Here is a 17719-nt window from a genome sequence, read left to right on the forward strand (position 1 = left end):
GGAGCCGAGTGACGATGTTCGCGGCCCTGCCGAATTCCTGTAGTGCTGACCAGGTTCCCCACAGAACTCGGTAGTTACAGCACAAGTTTGTCGCAGATAAACCGGATGTCAGAACCTGGCTTGCCCTGTCTGCATGACTGCCATAGGGACTTGGGAGAATGTCATCGATGTGCCGACAGTGCCGGCTAGTAGCACCTTGATACTTCCAGCCTGCGAATTTCTATTTTCCCCTAAGTCGTGAACGGCCCGAACCGACGAAAAAAAGACGCTGACCCCGGATAAGCTGCTAGACCTGCAATAATAGCGTTGACACTTACAAAGAGAAAAACAGAAATAAAGTGCTTGTCCCGCATTACCAGTGCAACCATCCCGCATTCAATAATCCGTTTTCGCTTCATTTGTCACAGCAAAAAGCGGGCATATAACCTTATCTGGAGGTGCTGGATTGATCGGTGGGCTCGGGGTTTGAACTTTGCTCAAGGCGCTGCTCGATTGGCTGGCCAGCCGCTTGGTTTCATTGAAGCCTGTCACGCTGAACAGTCCGAAGTCAGTAGGCGCCCGCGTGCCCAAGTAGCCCGTTAGCGGCATCGCAATCATCAGACCATAGAGTCCCCCGTGCGCAATGTGCGCGCAGATGATCCAGCAACGCACCCAGCTGGAAATCGAATACGCCTGCGACACCATGCCCCGCGGCGTATTCGGCATGAACGCATGCGATGATGGAGGACTATCTGAATTTCATCGCTAACCGCCGTCTGAGCCAGATTGGCTTGAAGGAAAAATGTCCAGAGACGACCAACCCGTTCCCTTGGATGAGCGAGATCATCGCCTTGAAGAAAGAGAGGAATTTCTTTGAGCACTCGGGTTATTGAGTATCAGACAGGTGGGGCGTTGAGCTGGGATTGATGATCTCGCTTGTAGAACCGTGTTAAGACCTGAAGCCATTTCATCCTGCATGAAATGGTTTCTGCGAAAAGGGTTGCCAATTGGCAGCCTTTTTTTCTCTTAGACGGAACGGAGAAATCTAAACAGAATATTTAGAAAACACAGAACCATTGATTGATAGATGACACATTTCAGTTATTAATGCTGCATCGCCCACATCAAATATCCCGTATCAAAATCAAACGGCACCACCCACAATTGCAGCCCCTCCGAAAACTCAAAAACTGGCAACGCCTCCTGAAACGATGCCCGCTTCGGATAAATCAGCACCAGATCCCCCTGTCCGCCTAGATACTTCTGCCCATACGCAAACAGCTGGTAAAAATCCGCCTGGCTTAGACCATAATTTTTGCTACCAAGCTCGCTGTCCAGCCGCTTCCACTTGGTATCCAGAACCCAGCTCTTCTCCCCCTGAGTAATCATGAGATCGGGCCTTAGCTGAAAGACCTTTTTGCCCTCATGAGTACACAGATACTCACTGCTGCGCTGCGTGTGTAGCGTAGCGTCTGGCGGCAGCGAATCCCTCAGGCACGCAGCCACGTAGCGTTCGAACAGTTTCTCCATCGGGAACAGTAAGCTCATGCCCTGCCATTCGCCCGCAATCGCCAGTGGCGTTTGCTGTTGGATGATGAGTTCGCACCACGGCTTCACAGGTTGGTAATGAGCCATGAGCCGATCGTGGCGCCACTGTTTGAAATCTTGAGCGGTGTCTCGGCTGCTTGGAATTTCTAGCAACAGTGAGCGCAGTTCGTGGGCGAGGCGCCAGTTACTGGGGTCTTGAGTGGTTTTACAGACGATACCTAACGCTGTTTTGAGAAGACGGTTCTCGGCCCGGTCGGGCAGGAATACGTCGTGACGAATTTGGAAGTGGTGTTGTCGGCCAGGAGGTTGGCGCATTTGGCGGGCGGTGTTGAGTTGGCCGCGCAAATATCGCTGTTCCTCTTCGACTCGTAGGTAGTCGAAGCGAAGGCCGCGTTTGATGAGGTGGTCGAGCGCTTCCAGAAAGCTGCTCATTACCCATTCGGTCAACGGCGCATCGAAGCGCTGTAACGCGGTTGCGCCGACCTTACGGGTTGGTAGGTCTAATGACCTCTGAATCATGCGCCTGAGCAACGCGCGGCTTTGCTGGATGCAGTCGCCTTGTTCAAAATGCTTAGGCAGGATTTCGATACGCGTACCGCAGGGTGTTTCCAGCGCGCCAACGTAGTTATCGAGCTTAAGCCAGCGGCGGCCTTCAACTTGAACCAGTGCGGCACCCGCTTTGCTAAAGCGGGAACTGGTTTCGCAGAGCCAGTCGAAAGCCGAGGGCGATACCTGGGCTACGTCGAGCGTCGGGCTAAGAACATTGCTGGTTGTCAGCCGAGCATATTCTCGGACCGTTACGGTGGTTTTCACCTTTGCTGTTCGCTAAGGAACTTGATGATCTTACGCCCGAGGCTCCGCGTGTTCAGCTTGATGCCCGACGCTGATGTAATAGGTAGGCCATGTTTGCTGGCAATCTCTCGCAAATGTGGCTTGGCAGGTTTGACCTGCTGGCCTCCACGATAGACCTCAATACTGCCATTGGCGGCTTGTCGTATGTCTACGCCTTCCGTTCTGACGCTCTTCGCTTCCAGCGGCGCGCTGACGCTCAGGTTGTGATCGATCACGCCCAGATATGACTCGATATTGTCGAATGCAGGCAGATTCAATTCCCAACGTTCGTTGTTCTGCCCCACTGTGACAGCATCTCCAAACAGCACGCTGAAGTCTTGGCTCGGCTGGATCAAGAACCTATTTTCTGGGGCTTTGCGGTGGTCGTTGAGGACCCACTGGATACGCTGCCAATCTTCGAAGAAATACTCCTGAAGTAGCGGCAGGATTTGCTCTTGAAAAATACCTGCCAGCCGCTCCAAGGTCGGATCGTTCTCAAGAGGCATGAAGTACGCGTGCCCCAGGCAATGATCTTGATCAAGCAGGACTGCTATACGCTGGTTCATCACACTGAGCAATTCGTCGATAGCGATGCCATCAACCTCTATATCTTCAAGCAGCTCAGGGTTAGGCGGCACCTCGATGAACGTGAAGCGACGACGCAGGGCAATATCAAGTGCGGCCAATGATCGGTCAGATGTGTTCATGGTGCCGATCAAGTGAATGTTGCCGGGGATGCTGAAGCGCTCTTTCGAGTAGGGCAGCGTAACCTCGAGTGCCTCTGATGCGCCCGCACGCTTGGAAGGTTCGATGAGGGTAATCAGCTCGCCGAAGATGCGCGAGACGTTGCCTCGGTTGATCTCATCAATGATCAGCACTTTTGGCCGTTCACTCTGAGCGACCTCTGCCGTCCGGAAATCTTCATTTCGCTTGCTGAGCATGTGTTCAATCAATACGGGAACAATATTGCGATAACCTTTGACCAAGTAAGGATCATAAGTAGAGTTCGGTAGTTTTTCCTCCCAATTACCTGTGCTCAAATCATTAACACTCAGTACACCTTGAGAAACGTCATCAGCCAGAGCATTAAGTAGACTCATAGCAAGGCCAAAATTTTTACCTTTTGGCTTTTCTAACTCAAGAATATCGTCATTTGCTCGAATTACCTTATAGCCTGTGCCGTAGCGCTCACCAACCTTGAATGCTCGGTACTTTCCGCTCAGTTCACTCGCAATTGACTCGCAGAGGCTTTTGAAAACGCCTGAGACCACTTCGTAACGGATCTGGCCTTGCTCATCAGTCGTAGCGCGAAGCCCTTCAACAAAGTCTTCGTAGCTGAAGCTCTGATGAAAGGTCACAAAGCGCACGTCGCCTGCTGCAAGCAGCTCGTCAAATCGAGCTTTCAGCGCTGACCGATTATCAAGGTTTTTAGCAAGAAAAGGCTGACCAAGGATCTGCAACGTAGCTTCGACTGTGGCGTAGGTTTTCCCCGTACCGGGCGGACCGAAGAAAATCTGATTGAGCGAAGGCATTGCCGAACGTCCCTGTAGGAAAAGTCCGACAACAGTATCTAGATTGCCAGCATGGGTAAAGCGAAGCGTCGGTGGTGTCGTGTTTATGTAGCAGCCCTGAGCATGCGACGCAGAGCGTCGCGAACTGCATTCCTACGCGGAGCGTTGGAACGATATGGGTTGCTTAGCCCGATACCTCGCCTGAAGATCGGAAACCCCTGACATCCTCTCACTCCCCAGTCCGATATCGACACGTTGCCAGCGCCCGTATCGTATGCGCCGGTGCCTAAGAAACACCCAACGTAGATGCAGTGAGTTCACCATAGCCCCAGATTCCAATCGTTCTAATCAAACGGGAATCTCGGCCTTGCTGATCCGCTCAGTTGGGTTTTCTTACGCCCGCTCTACGTTGGTCTTTAACGTCATTTCAGCTCATACGTAGAGGTCAGCATGTTAAGCAATTTATTTCGGGCAAGCGCTTGTCAGGCGCGCAAGGTGTGTGCCGGTTTCACCCCAACCCCCTTCCACCGCCACAACCGCCAACTCCTCGCCCTCCTCCTCGAAAACCAACCCTGGTTCAGTGCCCGCGATCTGGGTCGCATGATCGGCTGGCCATTGAACGAGCGAACGCTGCGCAAGCTGGACGCTGACCAGCACCGGATGATCACGCTCGACCTGCACGGCGAAACACAGTCAGAGCTGATGGTCAGTGAGTCGGGGGCGTACGCGATGATGGTACATCACTATCACGCAGAGAATCGTGGGTTACGGCAGTGGATTACCCATGAGGTGGTGCCTGCGTTGCGGGATGGGCAGGTGCCGTTCGATGACTGCACGCCGAACCTGAGCATGCTGCAGTGGCCGGGGTTGTCGGTAAGTATGTTGCACTGGCACAGCGAGCCGTGGATACGGTTGCGGGATATGCCGATGCTGTTGGCGCATCCGCAGATGCAGGTTGAAGCGCGGCCACGTAGTTTAGGCAGGCCTTGGTGGCGGGCGGTGTTGCCTGCTTCTCGGTTGGGTTGAATGCGTGGTGATGGCCGTGCCGTGTAGGTGACGGCCATTGCGTCTCGTCGGGTCAGTCTTTCAGGCGGCGTCGGTAGTCGTTGATCATTTCTTTAGTAACGTCTTCCTTGTAGCAGATGGGTGCGTAGCCGCCTTTGCGGCTGTACGCGCTGCGTTTGCCACATTGACTGCCATTGCGGGCGGAGTTGTAGGGGCATGGGCAGTTGCCGGGGTAGCTGTCGATGGATTCCTGGATGATGGCTTTGACGATTGAGGCGTCTGTTACCTGGGTTTCTCTGGCCTGTACGGTGAAGGCGCAGAGCAACGCGAGTATGGCGAAGAGGCCTGTCCCTGTCTTTTTCATGGCTATTCCTTAGCGAGTGCAGACGAGTGTCTGTTGCAAGGTTTTACCATGGCATCACTAGGCCATCAATTTTTAGTGAGGTCCTTGTCCGGGTCTTGTCACGTCGCGGGAGGGAGTTTTGAGACGTGTGAGGTTTTTGTCATAGCGCACAGGGTCCGCTATATGGGGCGCACGTGAATGCGCTTGTCGCTATACAAAAATCCGAGTGAGTTCGGAAAAAGGGCTAAAAAACGACGTCGCAGACTAGATGTAACCCCAGTGGGGTGAACTAAACCTTCTGCCAGAATCGAAAACAGACTTATGTATAACAACGAGCGCTCTAAGTGGTGATGATGCTTGGGAGGCTCTGTGTCCAATTCAGAGTGTGCAGTGCAACGAAGACTCGTGATACACATCGTCATCTTGGCAATACCACTTTTAAAAGTCAGGAAATCACATCAAGACGTCCACAGGAGAAACTGATCATATCTCCGACGTTGATGTCTCCGGGTAGTACATCATCCAATTCAATAGTGATTTCACCCGCAACCACCAGCGATTTTTCAACACTAGCCACCTCAGCCAGAATTTCATGAACGAATCCATCGTCAATACGTAGTACGTATGGCTGAGAGCCTGCCGCCATCTTGGCTACATTTTTTATTGATATCGCAAGGACAGGCTCAAGCAGCATGTCCCCGACATTCATATGACATGGATGACAAAAGGCTACGCACTGAGTCTCGGCATCACCGATTGTCAGCATTGCCTCTAGAGCATCTTTCGAGATCCATTCACACTGTTTAACAAACATTTAAAATCCTGAGCCTTGGCTTTTTGCTGAGCTATCGATTTCACCATTGCACAACTTCAGTGAGACACATACCCCTTTAGCACTAAAGGCTTTTTAGTTCCTCGGAAATAAATATTTCCGCCCCCGAAAAAACCGCTTCATTTTGGCATGCCTTATAAATTTCCGCCAAGAAACTTTCGAAAGCTTGAAAATAGATACTCTCAACCTCATTATTGTCGTCAAGAAAAATCGACATATTTATCTGACCGTTGGTATATTTCTTGATGCCTGCGTATTCCTCTTCAAACTTAAGACCCAAACACCCAACCAAATACTCTCCGATACTTTCAGGAAGCCTTTCAAGACTATTAAACTCCCACCCATAATCGCCTAGAACCTTAGATGCGCCTGTAGGAACTATGAAAACTGCCTGATAACTTCTCTTCATGCGACCACTCAAGTTCCTACGAGCGCCTCGTAAATTTCAATTGGTTTTTTCATCCAATGGCTGCCACAGAATCCTTTTAATATAATCCTTAGCTTCCTGCTCAGTTTCAAAATCCAAGACCTCGTACTCATCATTTACTAACATGTCTCGCCAAGAAACATTTTGATCACGAAGACATTCAGCTAACTCATACCTCATCTCATCTGTTTTGCCACTAGAATTAAGGCTATTAACATATATACCTATAGCAACGTCTTCTGCCAGATTAAAATCCGAACAAAAAACAGTCTTTAGCATGTGCCGAACATTCTCATATTTCATAAATGCCTTACCTTTTTAGGGAGCAGGTGCTGGAAAAATAGTAATTGTCTCCCAAATTTTCTTGCTGGGATTATACTGATACAAGCCTTCTACACTTCGCAAATTTTCAAGCTTTTCTGGAGCGCCATTTGTCTCAAGGTTTTTAAGGATGTTACCAGTGGGTAATACCCGCTTGAAACCTCTTCCAAGATCAACGCCGATATCGCCTGCCTCTTGAGCCGTAACCCTTATGACATCTTGGCCTGGTTGGCGCGCTATAGCCCTTTCCAAAGCTCCACCATTTCTAATGGTTTGGTCAGCAAAAATCAATAATTCATCGCTGTGGAAAGCCGATGATAAAGGTGGGACTGACGGGCCGACGTCTCCGTTCGGCTTAATGGCTGATTTTGCCCGGAGCATTAGGTCTCCATCAGAGACTTTGCCACCGTGAACACTTAGGGAGTGTGCGTTGGGGTGGCCCGTTACAAGATCTAATTGTTTTGGATCTATCTTGCTTGAAACAGTTTTTTGATCCAATGCATCTGGTTTAGCTGCGTCTGCGGTCTTTGAGCGATTTGTTGACAAAGCCTCTTGAGCTTCCAGCGCCCCCCTACCCGGCTCCGGCCTCTGCAAATCAGGTCGTTTCTTCAGGTCATTTTCATGCTCAAGCATCCACTGGCCCAGTCGCTCGCCTTTGGCGCTGGCCCGCATTTCATTTGCCAAGGCACGAGCGTTACCGCGGCCGCGTGTGATGTACTGAACCATCGCGCCCAATAGCAGAATCACTACTTCAACGTGCCCTTGTGCGATTTCCTGAACCGCACTGTTCTGTGCGACCGGGTCGTCTCCCATGAAGGAACTCCACCCTTGTTCGCGGGGGCCTTGCCATGCTGTGCTGATACCGCGAGTGTAGTAATGAATGATGCGCGGAAAGCCATCGACGACAGATTCAGCGATGGATTCCAGACCAAGAATCCCCAGTATGAAAGTACTGGCCTGCGCCCCTAATGCAGCGCCCATTAAACCACCGGGAGCAGCACCCACCCCGAAAAAAAGTGCGCCCGCGCTTGCACCGGCGACCCCTCCGACAAAAGCACTGCCGACGACGATCATGGCCATCTGTGTGACTACGTCGATCAAGTCCTTGATGATGCTGGAGATGTCGAGGTCAACGAAACGTTGTCCCAGTATGCGACAAGCCTCCCATTCGGCGCGGTCGAACGCGGACCGGACACAATTGAACCGGCGAATGATCAGCGCGGGCGACGGGACGGGTTCATTTCGATGCGTGCGAAAATGGCCCCCTCTGTAGGGCTCGATGTCACGGTCAAGCTTTCGCCGTATGTCATCCCATGAGGGCAGCATGTGAAAAAAGAACATTCAGTGTCTCCCTGACAATTCTTGATACAGCTCTGCCTGAGCAACTTAACAGAAGAAGTGCAAAAAATTCCAAGAGCCGCATGGCACCTGCAAAAATTCGGAAAATTCGTACATCAGCGTTGGTTGTTCAAAAACAGCCTTTGCCTGAGTCCTATTCGGGCGTGTGGGGAAGATGTGAAGCTGAATTTGGATATCGTCTCCGAGCGGAGGAATGAAATCTATATACCAGCCCTGTGACCGATTCGGAGAACGAGCTTCTACACGGAAGGCGTAGGCGCTTCAGTAGGTGAAGACGGCTACGATGGGCTGCGAAGCGGCCCTGAAACTGGTGACCTCGTTTGAACCTGATATACCGGGTGCACAGGTTTTGCTGCCGGTTCCCGGCAGATCGCGAACAAGTTCGCTCCTACGCCCTACGGGCAGAAGCGGGTCAGCGAAACGTCGACCGGTGCGCCCCACGGCCTACGGCCAGAAGCCGGAGTTGTGAGTGATCAGGCATTTGCCTGATGGCTTGGATATGACGCAGAGCGTCACGAAATGCGTGCCAACGCGGAGCATTGGCACGATAGTCATACGGAGCGATGGGCAAGCTAGGTGTCTAGAGCCTGCGGGGCTACTTCACCCCGCAGGCATCCCCCATCAGAACTGCCAGTCCAGCGACAGACCCACGCCGTGGGTTTTATCCCGCGCACCCAGCAAACCGTTGTAGTCCAGGTTGATGCGCGCATCCCTGCCCAGTGCCAGGCTGGCGCGGGCGCCGACGACGGCGGCGTCGCGGTCCATGGAGACGCTTTGTACGTTGAAGCTGTTGCCGGTGCTGGCGAAGGCCAGGTGTTGTTCCGACGAGGTGTCGCTCAGGTTGTGCTGCCAGCCGAGGGTGGCGGAGACGTCGAGTTTTTGGGTGTCGTTGAGGTTGAAGCGGTTACCGGCGCGCATGCCCAGGGTTGAGAGCACGGTGTCGCGGGTGTCGTCGCTGCCTTTGAGGGCCGTGGCGCCGCCTTTTTCGGTGAAGCTGTCGCTGTCGAAGTGGACGTAAGCCAGGTTGGCGAATGGCTCCAGTGCCAGCGGTTGCAGGTTCAGGCGGTAGGCGGCTTCGGTGAACACCTGGCTCGACTGGGCGTCGCGCTTGACCTTCTGACGGTCGGAAAACGCGCCGAATTGCAGATCGCGTTTCACGTCGATGCGGTGCCAGCTGTGCGACGCGCCTGCGGTGAGGCGCAGTGCGCCCTGTTCGTGGCCGATGTAGGCGCCCAGGTGGTAGCTGTCTGCCGAGGCCCGCGAGTGGGTGTCGTCGCCCAGGCTCAGCGAGGTGTCGCTGTAACCTGCCATCACGCCCAAACGGGTGTGTTCGCTGATCAGGCCGTCGACGCCTGCCAGCAGGCCACCCAGCGATGAGGTCGAGCTGGCGCTGTCACTGCTGCCGCTGTTTTTGCCCCAGGCACCCAGCGCTTTGACCCACACCGAGTTGTCTTCACTGCCCGGTGCTGGCTGGTCGTACAAGCCTTCCACGCGCAGACGGTCACCCACGGCGTCGCGCAGTTGGCGGCTGTCGTTGATCAGCTGTGTAGCAATGGCCGGGTGCACTTCGCCCGACAGTTGGGTAAACGCCCGGCGTGCGCTGGCCGTGTCCTGGCTGAGGATGATGCTCTCGTAAACCGAGTTGCCCGCACTCAGTTGCTCGATGGCCTGGGCCACGCTGCGCTGGTTGTCGGTTTGTGCAGCGCTGGCGAAGCTGTCGCCATTGCGTGCAAGGGCCAGGGTCACGCCGGTGCCGGTATAGGCCAGGTTGCCGTCCAGGAATGCGTAGTTATCGGTCACAGAACCGAACTGACCCTGAACGCCGCCAGCCGCCTGCAGCACGTTGAACTGCTGACCCAGAACGCTGCGGGTCTGGTTGCTACTGAGCAGTGCGGGATTGTCGTTTTCCAGAGACAGGGCCATGTTGGCGCCGCTCACGGTCGCGGTGCCGCCGACCACGATGCGGTCGCTGGCGGTGGGCGAGAACTCGACCGCGTAGGTCGAGCCCGGTGCCAGGTTGAGGTCGCCCGCCACTTGCAGGGTGCCGATGGAATTGCCCGGCGCAACGGTGCCGCCCTGGTTGGCGTTGAGCGACGCGACGCTGCCATTACCACCCAGAATGCCGCCGTTGTTGACGGTGACGGCCGAGGCCAGCGAGCCGTTGATGGCCAGGCGTCCTTGATTGACCAGCGTCGGCCCGCTGTAGCTGTTGGCCCCGGTCAACACCAGGGTGCCGATGCCTTGTTTGGTCAGGCCGCCGTGGCCGGAGATGTTGTTGCTCCACACGTCCAGCCCGCATTGCGGCCCGCTGCAGGTACGTTGGGTCGGTTTGCCGGCATCGACAATCGCACCAACACCGGGCAGGTCGGCCACGAACTGGCTGTCGCCGTAGGCGCCGTCGATACGAAACTCGGCAGGAATGTCCGCTTCGGTAACGAACAGGCTCGGGCCGTTGATAGCCTTGCCGAGGTTGATCATGCCCCAGCCGTACAGCGCGTCGACGCCCGGCGCGCCAAGGTCGGTGGCGGTGGTTTTCAGGACGTCGGCGACCTGCGCGCCGGTCATGTACGGGAAGCGTTCCATCAGCACGGCCATGCTGCCTGCGACATGAGGCGCAGCCATCGAGGTGCCGTTCTTGTTGGCCCAGCCGACGGTCAGGTCTGCCAGGCTGGTGCCGTTGAGCACCGAGCTGTAGATGCGCGTGCCCGGTGCCGAGACGCAGAAGCTGGCGGTGTAGCCGCAGCGCGACGAGAAGGTGCTCAACGTGTAGGGCGTGGTAGCGGCCGCTGCGGCATCCGGGTTTTGTTGCAGGGCGGCGACGGTCAGCCAGTTGGGCGCGATCTCCGGTACGAAGTAGCCGAGCCCTGCCATCGCGTCGGGGTTGTTGAGGTTGTAGTCGTTACCAGCGGCGAAGATGGTTACCACGCCGCTGCGTGCTGCGTCGATCGCGCCCTGATACGCGCCACCCGGACGCGTGCCGAGGATCTGGCGAATCTGGTCGAACTGCACTTGTGCGTCCTGCACGGTGAAGTGCGGGAACGCCGGATCGCGCCCGCCTTTGTCGAAACGGTCGGTGATGCCGATGCCCCAGCTGTTGTTGATGACCCGTGCGCCACTGTTGACCAACGCGTTCCAGCCTGCCTGATACACCGCGCCGTCGTTGCCCAGCACGATGCCGTCTTCCGGGCCCGGGTCGCCGTTGTCGGCGCTGATGATTTGCGCGTTGTAGGCCACGCCGTGCATCGGCCCGCCGTCACGATTGCCACCGGCAATGCCACCGACGTGGGTGCCGTGGTTACCGAGTTTGCCGCCGGAGTCCAGGCTCGGTGCGCCGTCGTAACGGAAAGCGTCGCCCGCCTTCACCGGGATGTACGGGTCGGTGTATTCGCGGATGCCGCTGGTGACCAGATTGACCACCTTGTCGGGGCTGTCGAATTCCGGATGCGGGGCGTAGACCGGCTGGTCGAAGATGCCCAGTTTGATGCCCTTACCGCTGTAACCTGCGGCATAGGCTTGATCAGCGTTGATCGCGCCCAGGCCCCAGTCGGCATTGAACTCGGCGCTGCGCCAGCTGGCGGCGTTGCCTGCCTGCCCTGCTTCTACATAAGGTGCGGCATGAGCCACGCCCAGTGTCGCCAGGTAGCAGGCGAGCGCGCCGCAAGAGGCGCGATTGACCGCTCGAATGGCTTGTCTTAGGGATTTGACAGAGGTGTGTCGGGTACTGAATGCATCTTTCATGAAAATTACCGTCCTTAGTTAACGCGCACGAATCTCCGCGCGCATGCATCTGCATGCGCGTCGTTCTTTTGGGTTTAGGGTTGTCTACTGCTTAGATTAGAACTGCCAGTTCAGACTCAGGCCGACACCGTGACTTTTCTCACGACTGGCCAGTTGGCCGCTGTAATCAAGGCTGACTCTGGCATCCTTGCTCAACGCCAGACTGGCGTGAGCACCGACCAGCGCGGCGTCACGCACCAGCGGCGAGCTTTCGATGCCGAAGCTGTTGCCGCTGGAAGCGAATGCCAGGTGCTGTTCGGAATCGGTGTTGCTCAGGTTGTGCTGCCAGCCGAGGCTGCCGGACAGGTCGACCTTCTGCCGGTCGCTGATCGCGATGGTCTTCAGGGCACGCAGGCCCAGAGTGCTGAGTACCGCATCACGGTTGTCGCTACCGGCAGACAGCGCGGCAGCGTCGCCCTTCTCGGTGAAGCCATCGGTGTTCAGGTGGACATAGGCCAGATTGGCAAACGGCTCAAGCGTGGCGGGTTGCAGGTGAATGCGATACGCCGCCTCGGTGAACACTTGGGTGCTCTGCGCATCGTGTTTGGTTTTCTCCTTGCCCGCTGCACCGCCGACCTGCACGTCGCGTTGCGCATCGATGCGATGCCAGCTGTGTGCGGCGCCGAGGGTCAGGCGCAGTGCACCGATTTCATGGCCCAGGTACGCACCCAAATGGTAGCTGTCCACCGACGCCCGCGAATGCGTGCCGGAGCCCATGTTCAACGAGCTGTCGCTGTAGCCTGCGACGACGCCCAGACGCGTGTCATCGGCAAGGTTGCCATCGACACCGGCCAGCAGCCCGCCAATCGAAGAGGTGTAACCCGCTGTGTCGTCACGCGAGTCGGTCTTGCCCCAGGCACCCAGCGCCTTGAGCCAGACGTTGTCTTGTGCGGCAGTGTTGCCATCAGTGCCGAACACGCTGGCACCCAGGCGCTCACCCACGGCATCGCGAACCTGACGGCTGTCGTTGATCAACACGCTGCCGATGGCCGGGTAAATTTCGCCGGACAATTGCTGGAAGCTGTCGCGTGCAGAGGCAGCGCTCTGGGTAAGCAGCAGGTTTTCGTACACCGCGTTACCGGCGCCGAGTTGTTCGGCGGCAGTCGCCACCGCAGCCTGGTTGGGGGTTTGCGCCACGCTGTTGAAAGCGGCGGTTTGCTCGACGTTCAGTGCGACCGCGTTGGCTGCGTAGTCGAGTCGACCACCGAGGAAGGCGTAGTTGGAGGACACGCTGCCAAACTGACCGTTGATGCCATTGGCGGCTTGCAGCACGTTGTACTGGCGACCGACCACGCTTTGGACGGGTGCAGCACTCAAGGCCACTGGCGTCGCATTCTCCAGCGCCAGTGTCATGTTCGCGCCTGACACAGTGGCGCTGCCGGTGGCGACGATGCGGTCACTGGCGGTTGGTGAAAGCTCCACGGCGTAGGTTGAACCCGGCTCGAGGGTTACATCGCCATTGACCTGCAATGTACCGATGGAATTACCCGGCGCGACAATACCGCCGTTGCGTGCTGTCAGCCCGCCGATCTGGCCGTTGCCGCCCAGCGTACCGCCCGCGTTGACCTGCACGGCTGACACCAGCGACCCATTGACCGACAGCACGCCGCCGTTGACCAAGGTGTCACCGCGATAGGTGTTGGCACCGTCGAGAATCAGGCGGCCTGCGCCGGATTTGATCAGGCTGCCCTGATACTGGCGCTGTGCAGCAGCGGCGGCGCGAGCGGTGCCGGTGGCGTAATCGGTTTGATCCTGTTGGCTGGCGGTGCTGGCAACACCGTTCTGCCAGCCTTTGCTGATCAGCGTCTGCTGCCAGGTGGCCTGCTCGGCGCTGTCCTCGGCCTGACGCTGGAGCAGCGCCTGATCGGAAATATTATTGCTCCACACATCAGTCAACCCTGCACCCAGATTGGCATCGAAGGTGCCGAGCAATTGGCCCGGACCACGCATCGCCCGCTCCAGGTTCGCCACACCCCAGCCGACGCTGTTGGTCGGTGCCTGAGTAATCGAACCGTCGAGCTGGGTGGCGGTGGTCAGCAGCACTTGCAGCGCCTGCTCGTTGGTCATGTACGGGAAGCGCTCCATCACCAGCGCCAGTGCGCCGGTGGCATGCGGCGCGGACATCGAGGTGCCGGATTTGACGCCATAGCCGCCGCCCGGCACGGTGCTGTTGACCAGCCGACCGGGCATGGTGATGCACCAGTATTTGGACAGGCCGCACTGGTTGTAGCGTTGACCGTTGCTGCTGTCGAGGCCCGACACGGCCAGCCAGTGACCTTCAAGATCCGGCTCGAAAAAAGGCAGCGAAGCGCGCACGCTGGCGTTGGCGTAACCGGTGTTGCCTGCGCTGAAGACGTTGATCACGCCCTTGCGCGAGACATTCGCCGCTTCGTCCAGCCAGGTGCCGCGGTTGTAGTGCTGAGCGTAGGCAGCGCGCACGCCCGCTTCGGTGGCGTAGGTCACGTCGGCCGGCTGGCTGCCCCAGCTGTTGTTGACGGCGCGCACGCCCGCATCCGCCAGGGCGCCGTACACCGCCTTGAAATACTGCGGGTCAGGGTTGGGGCCGAACAGGAAGCTGTCATTCTGGTTGGTGTTGCCGACGTATACCTGGGCGTTGTAGGCCACGCCGTGCATGCCGACGCCATCACGCGCCGCGCCCATGGTGCCGGTGACGTGCGTGCCGTGGGTGTCGTTGTTCGGGTTGATGGCGCCAGTGATGCTGAACGGTGAGCCGTCAACGTAGGTGCCGGTGGCGGTGACTGCGTGGTAGCGGGACGGCGTGGCTTCCGGGTGGGACGGGTCGAAACCCGAGTCCAGCGCACCGATCTTGACGCCTGCCCCGGTGATGCCGGCGGCGTAGGCCTGATCAGCCTGGATACGGCCCAGACCCCAGTCGCTCTGGAATTCTGCCGACCGCCAGCTGGCCGCGTCACCCGGCTTGCCCTGCTCGACATAGTCAGCATAAGCCGAGCAGCCAAACGTAAAAGACAGCGCACACAGCGCGCCTGTTCCTACAGGCTTGAACGAATGACGGACAACACCCACGCACTTCGACTTTTGCATCCCTGCACACCTGATACTGGTTGGCTCTTGATTGAGCGATTCCAGAACATAGTCCGCAGTTTAAAACTTGGCAACAGTTTTATTTCAATTCTGATACAAAGGTTAAGACATAAGGAAAACGCATCGCAGAACATATATATCGTTGATAGGCGCTTGAATCTATTGAGATTATTTTGGATTTTATTGTGCCGTTGAATTATTGAGTAGTGGCCATTTAATTGCACGCAACTTGTTTTTCCTGCGCTCTACCCACTGTTTCCAGTAATAGTTGCCAACGGCGTTACTTGTCTGAAAGCACCGAGACTTGTCCGGTAATAACAAATGTCCATTCGGAGATTCCCGGAAAAAGCTGACGCAGAGCGTCATGAATGGCATGCCCACGCGGAGCGATGGGCACGATAGAGGTGGGCTGGGGCTTGCGTGAACACCATCAAGCCCCCGCAGCACGGCACCAGGACGCGAAGCGATGGGCACAATAAGTGGCGGTCGATATCGTTCCCACGCTCCGCGTGGTAATGCCGTTCAGGACGCTCCGCGTCCTATCCAGGGAGTGGCCTGCCTAGCGGCTGAACCGTTCCGCCAGACTGTGCAGGTACTGCGCCATTTCTTCCAGCTCGCTGCTGATCTGCGAGCCTTGCTGCGCCTGGCTGGCGCTCTCGTCGCAGAGTTGCGCGATGCGGGTGATTTGCTGGCTGATGGTTTCCGCGACGTGGCTCTGTTCTTCAGACGCCGACGCCATCTGCTGGCTCATGCCGGTGATGCGGGTCACCGACTGGCTGATGCCATCCAGCGCCTTCTGCACGGCTTCAACGCTGGCGACACTCTCCTGAGAGATCTGCTCGCCCTTGCTGGCGGTCTTTACCGCCCGGTCGGCGCCATCGCGCAGCGAGGTGATGATTTGCTGGATCTGCTCGGTCGACGACTGCGTGCGAGACGCCAGCGAGCGTACCTCGTCGGCCACCACCGCAAAACCACGTCCCTGTTCACCGGCACGCGCCGCTTCGATGGCTGCGTTGAGCGCCAGCAAATTGGTTTGCTGAGCGATCGAGGTGATCACATCGACCACACTGCCGATCGATTGAGTCGCATCAGCCAGTTCCCCCACGGCGTTGCCAATGTCGGTAACCGAGGTGGCCATGTGCCGAATCGCCAACAGGCTTTCATCGGCCAGGCCACGCCCCTGTTGCGCCAGCTTGTCGGCCTCTTCGGCAGCATGGGCAGTGTTCTGCACGTTGTGGGTGACTTCCTGAATGGTCGCCGCCATCTGGTTGATAGCCGTGGCTGACTGATCGGCCTCGCTGCGCTGCTGATCCAGCGACTCGGCCTGGCGCAGGGACAATTGTGCTGACCGACCGGCATGCTGGCGCACGCTTTCGCCGGTATCCGCCAGTCGCGTCAGGGCCGTTTGCAGGCGCGCCTCTTCGCTGAGCATGGCCAGGTCGAGCTGCGCCTGCGGGCCGCGACTGTCGCTGTAGGTCAGCGCAATCAGTGCACTGGTGAAGGCCTTGGGGTGTTCCTCAAGGGTTTTGCGGATGCTGCTGCGCTGACGTACTTCAAGAAAAACGCCCAACACGACCATCACAATCGGGATCATGATGATCGACGGCAAATCGTCGAGCAGGTAAACACCCACAGCCAGCGCAAGCGCGCAGAGAATCATCGGTAACTGACGAATCAGGTGATAGGCCGCCGAGCTGCTGGCGGACACCGCCGCCTTGCCAGCCCGCAACCGCGCATAGAGTGCTTCGGCACGCCGCACCTGATCGCGGGTCGGCAGCGAGCGCACCGACTCGTACCCGACGATACGGCCGTTTTCGTACACCGCGGTTACATAAGCGCTGACCCAGTAGTAATCGCCCTGCTTGGAGCGATTCTTGACCACGCCCATCCACGGTTTGCCCTGTTTGATGGTTTCCCACATATGCGCGAACACCGAGGCTGGCATGTCCGGGTGGCGCACCAGGTTATGCGGCTGCCCGACCAGCTCTTCGCGAGTAAAGCCGCTCAGGGTGACGAAAGCGTCGTTGCAGTAAGTGATGTGGCTGTTGAGGTCGGTGGTAGAGATCAGACGTTCAGAGGCCGGAAAAGTCCGCTCAGTCTGCGTGATAGGCATGTTGACGCGCATTAAGAATCGCTCCGTGATAATGCTGATACTCAGGGCAGCTGTTGAAGGTGTAGCACAGCATTTCAAAAACAGCCGATAGCCATGATGCACTGTTATTCCCCACAGGACTCAGGGTTTAAAAAGCGCTCGGGGGTTACGCCGCTCAATAAACGGCAGGCATGAGGGCCGAGTCAGGTATTTGCGCCACGACGAGGATGCATGCACCATGCTGCCCTGATCGCGACCCGACCCAAGGCAATCCCATGGCACGCAACACGGCCTCTGCGCTGAAATCACTGATCAAGGCACTGCGCGGCTTATGGAGCCGGGTTGCACGAGGCACACCGAGCCAGCGACAGCCCCCGGAGCCCGCTACGCCTGCAGTGCAGTCGCCTGAGCCACAAGCGCCGGTCAGAACCCGCCGCGCCAAACCCGACAAGAAGCCCCGTCAAGCTGCGCCGCCAACACCCGCGACGGAGCCTGCGGCACCTGCATGTCCGCACTGCCGGAAAACCATGGTGATCAAGGTGGCGCGCACCGGCAAGAACGCCGGGGAGTTCTGGGGTTGTGTGGCCTATCCGAAATGCCGGGGGATCCGACCGATCTTTCGCTAAACGCC

13 protein-coding genes and 2 pseudogenes are annotated in these 17719 nt (G+C 57.2%); 3 read left to right on the forward strand and 12 right to left on the reverse strand.

Annotation, left to right across the window (positions count from 1 at the left end):
- Positions 1 to 375 precede the first annotated feature (375 nt).
- Positions 376 to 705 carry a hypothetical protein gene (locus tag AC54XV_RS19140; protein WP_480468218.1) on the reverse strand — a complete coding sequence of 110 codons (330 nt, stop codon included), beginning with the start codon at positions 703 to 705 and terminating at the stop codon, positions 376 to 378.
- Between AC54XV_RS19140 and AC54XV_RS19145 the strand changes: the two are divergent.
- Positions 632 to 906, forward strand: a pseudogene (locus AC54XV_RS19145) (ribonucleotide-diphosphate reductase subunit beta); the annotation flags it as partial. The gene AC54XV_RS19140 and the pseudogene AC54XV_RS19145 overlap by 74 nt on opposite strands.
- Before the next feature lie 177 nt (positions 907 to 1083).
- Here the strand turns inward: AC54XV_RS19145 and AC54XV_RS19150 are convergent.
- Both AC54XV_RS19150 and AC54XV_RS19155 read right to left on the reverse strand, forming a co-directional pair.
- Positions 1084 to 2340 (reverse strand): McrC family protein, encoded by a 1257-nt coding sequence (locus AC54XV_RS19150; RefSeq protein WP_011268608.1) that lies wholly within the window; start codon positions 2338 to 2340, stop codon positions 1084 to 1086.
- Positions 2337 to 3890: an McrB family protein gene (locus AC54XV_RS19155; RefSeq protein ID WP_480468209.1), complete on the reverse strand. Its 1554-nt coding sequence runs from the start codon at positions 3888 to 3890 to the stop codon at positions 2337 to 2339. The genes AC54XV_RS19150 and AC54XV_RS19155 overlap by 4 nt, the downstream gene beginning before the upstream one ends.
- A gap of 429 nt (positions 3891 to 4319) precedes the next feature.
- Between AC54XV_RS19155 and AC54XV_RS19160 the strand changes: the two genes are divergently transcribed.
- Positions 4320 to 4895 (forward strand): BRO-N domain-containing protein, encoded by a 576-nt coding sequence (locus AC54XV_RS19160; protein WP_058823018.1) that lies wholly within the window; start codon positions 4320 to 4322, stop codon positions 4893 to 4895.
- A 52-nt stretch (positions 4896 to 4947) separates the two neighbouring features.
- Here the strand turns inward: AC54XV_RS19160 and AC54XV_RS19165 are convergent, their stop codons facing one another.
- The 9 genes and pseudogenes from AC54XV_RS19165 to AC54XV_RS19205 form a co-directional block, all read right to left on the reverse strand.
- The gene (locus AC54XV_RS19165; RefSeq protein ID WP_058398917.1) at positions 4948 to 5238 is read right to left on the reverse strand and encodes a hypothetical protein; all 291 of its coding nucleotides are present in this window, start codon (positions 5236 to 5238) and stop codon (positions 4948 to 4950) included.
- 424 nt (positions 5239 to 5662) lie between these two features.
- Positions 5663 to 6031 carry a hypothetical protein gene (locus tag AC54XV_RS19170; protein ID WP_011268612.1) on the reverse strand — a complete coding sequence of 123 codons (369 nt, stop codon included), beginning with the start codon at positions 6029 to 6031 and terminating at the stop codon, positions 5663 to 5665.
- An 82-nt stretch (positions 6032 to 6113) separates the two neighbouring features.
- Positions 6114 to 6458 carry a hypothetical protein gene (locus AC54XV_RS19175; protein WP_024642229.1) on the reverse strand — a complete coding sequence of 115 codons (345 nt, stop codon included), beginning with the start codon at positions 6456 to 6458 and terminating at the stop codon, positions 6114 to 6116.
- 36 nt (positions 6459 to 6494) lie between these two features.
- Positions 6495 to 6779: a hypothetical protein gene (locus AC54XV_RS19180; protein ID WP_011268614.1), complete on the reverse strand. Its 285-nt coding sequence runs from the start codon at positions 6777 to 6779 to the stop codon at positions 6495 to 6497.
- A 15-nt stretch (positions 6780 to 6794) separates the two neighbouring features.
- The gene (locus AC54XV_RS19185; protein ID WP_129451786.1) at positions 6795 to 8138 is read right to left on the reverse strand and encodes a DUF6861 domain-containing protein; all 1344 of its coding nucleotides are present in this window, start codon (positions 8136 to 8138) and stop codon (positions 6795 to 6797) included.
- A gap of 639 nt (positions 8139 to 8777) precedes the next feature.
- Entirely contained in the window at positions 8778 to 11894 is a 3117-nt protein-coding gene (locus AC54XV_RS19190; protein ID WP_480468212.1) for an autotransporter domain-containing protein, read from the reverse strand.
- A gap of 96 nt (positions 11895 to 11990) precedes the next feature.
- Positions 11991 to 14996, reverse strand: coding sequence for an autotransporter serine peptidase EprS (gene eprS, locus AC54XV_RS19195; protein ID WP_111522641.1), 3006 nt, complete (start codon positions 14994 to 14996; stop codon positions 11991 to 11993).
- Between the two features lie 559 nt (positions 14997 to 15555).
- The gene (locus AC54XV_RS19200) at positions 15556 to 16590 is read right to left on the reverse strand and encodes a methyl-accepting chemotaxis protein (RefSeq protein WP_373634054.1); all 1035 of its coding nucleotides are present in this window, start codon (positions 16588 to 16590) and stop codon (positions 15556 to 15558) included.
- Between the two features lie 249 nt (positions 16591 to 16839).
- Positions 16840 to 17121 (reverse strand): annotated as a pseudogene (locus tag AC54XV_RS19205) (PAS domain-containing protein); the annotation flags it as partial.
- A gap of 242 nt (positions 17122 to 17363) precedes the next feature.
- Between AC54XV_RS19205 and AC54XV_RS19210 the strand changes: the two are divergent.
- Positions 17364 to 17714 (forward strand): topoisomerase DNA-binding C4 zinc finger domain-containing protein, encoded by a 351-nt coding sequence (locus AC54XV_RS19210; RefSeq protein ID WP_003402554.1) that lies wholly within the window; start codon positions 17364 to 17366, stop codon positions 17712 to 17714.
- Positions 17715 to 17719: the final 5 nt, after the last annotated feature.

It is taken from the genome of Pseudomonas fragariae (ex Marin et al. 2024) (genome assembly GCF_059621105.1).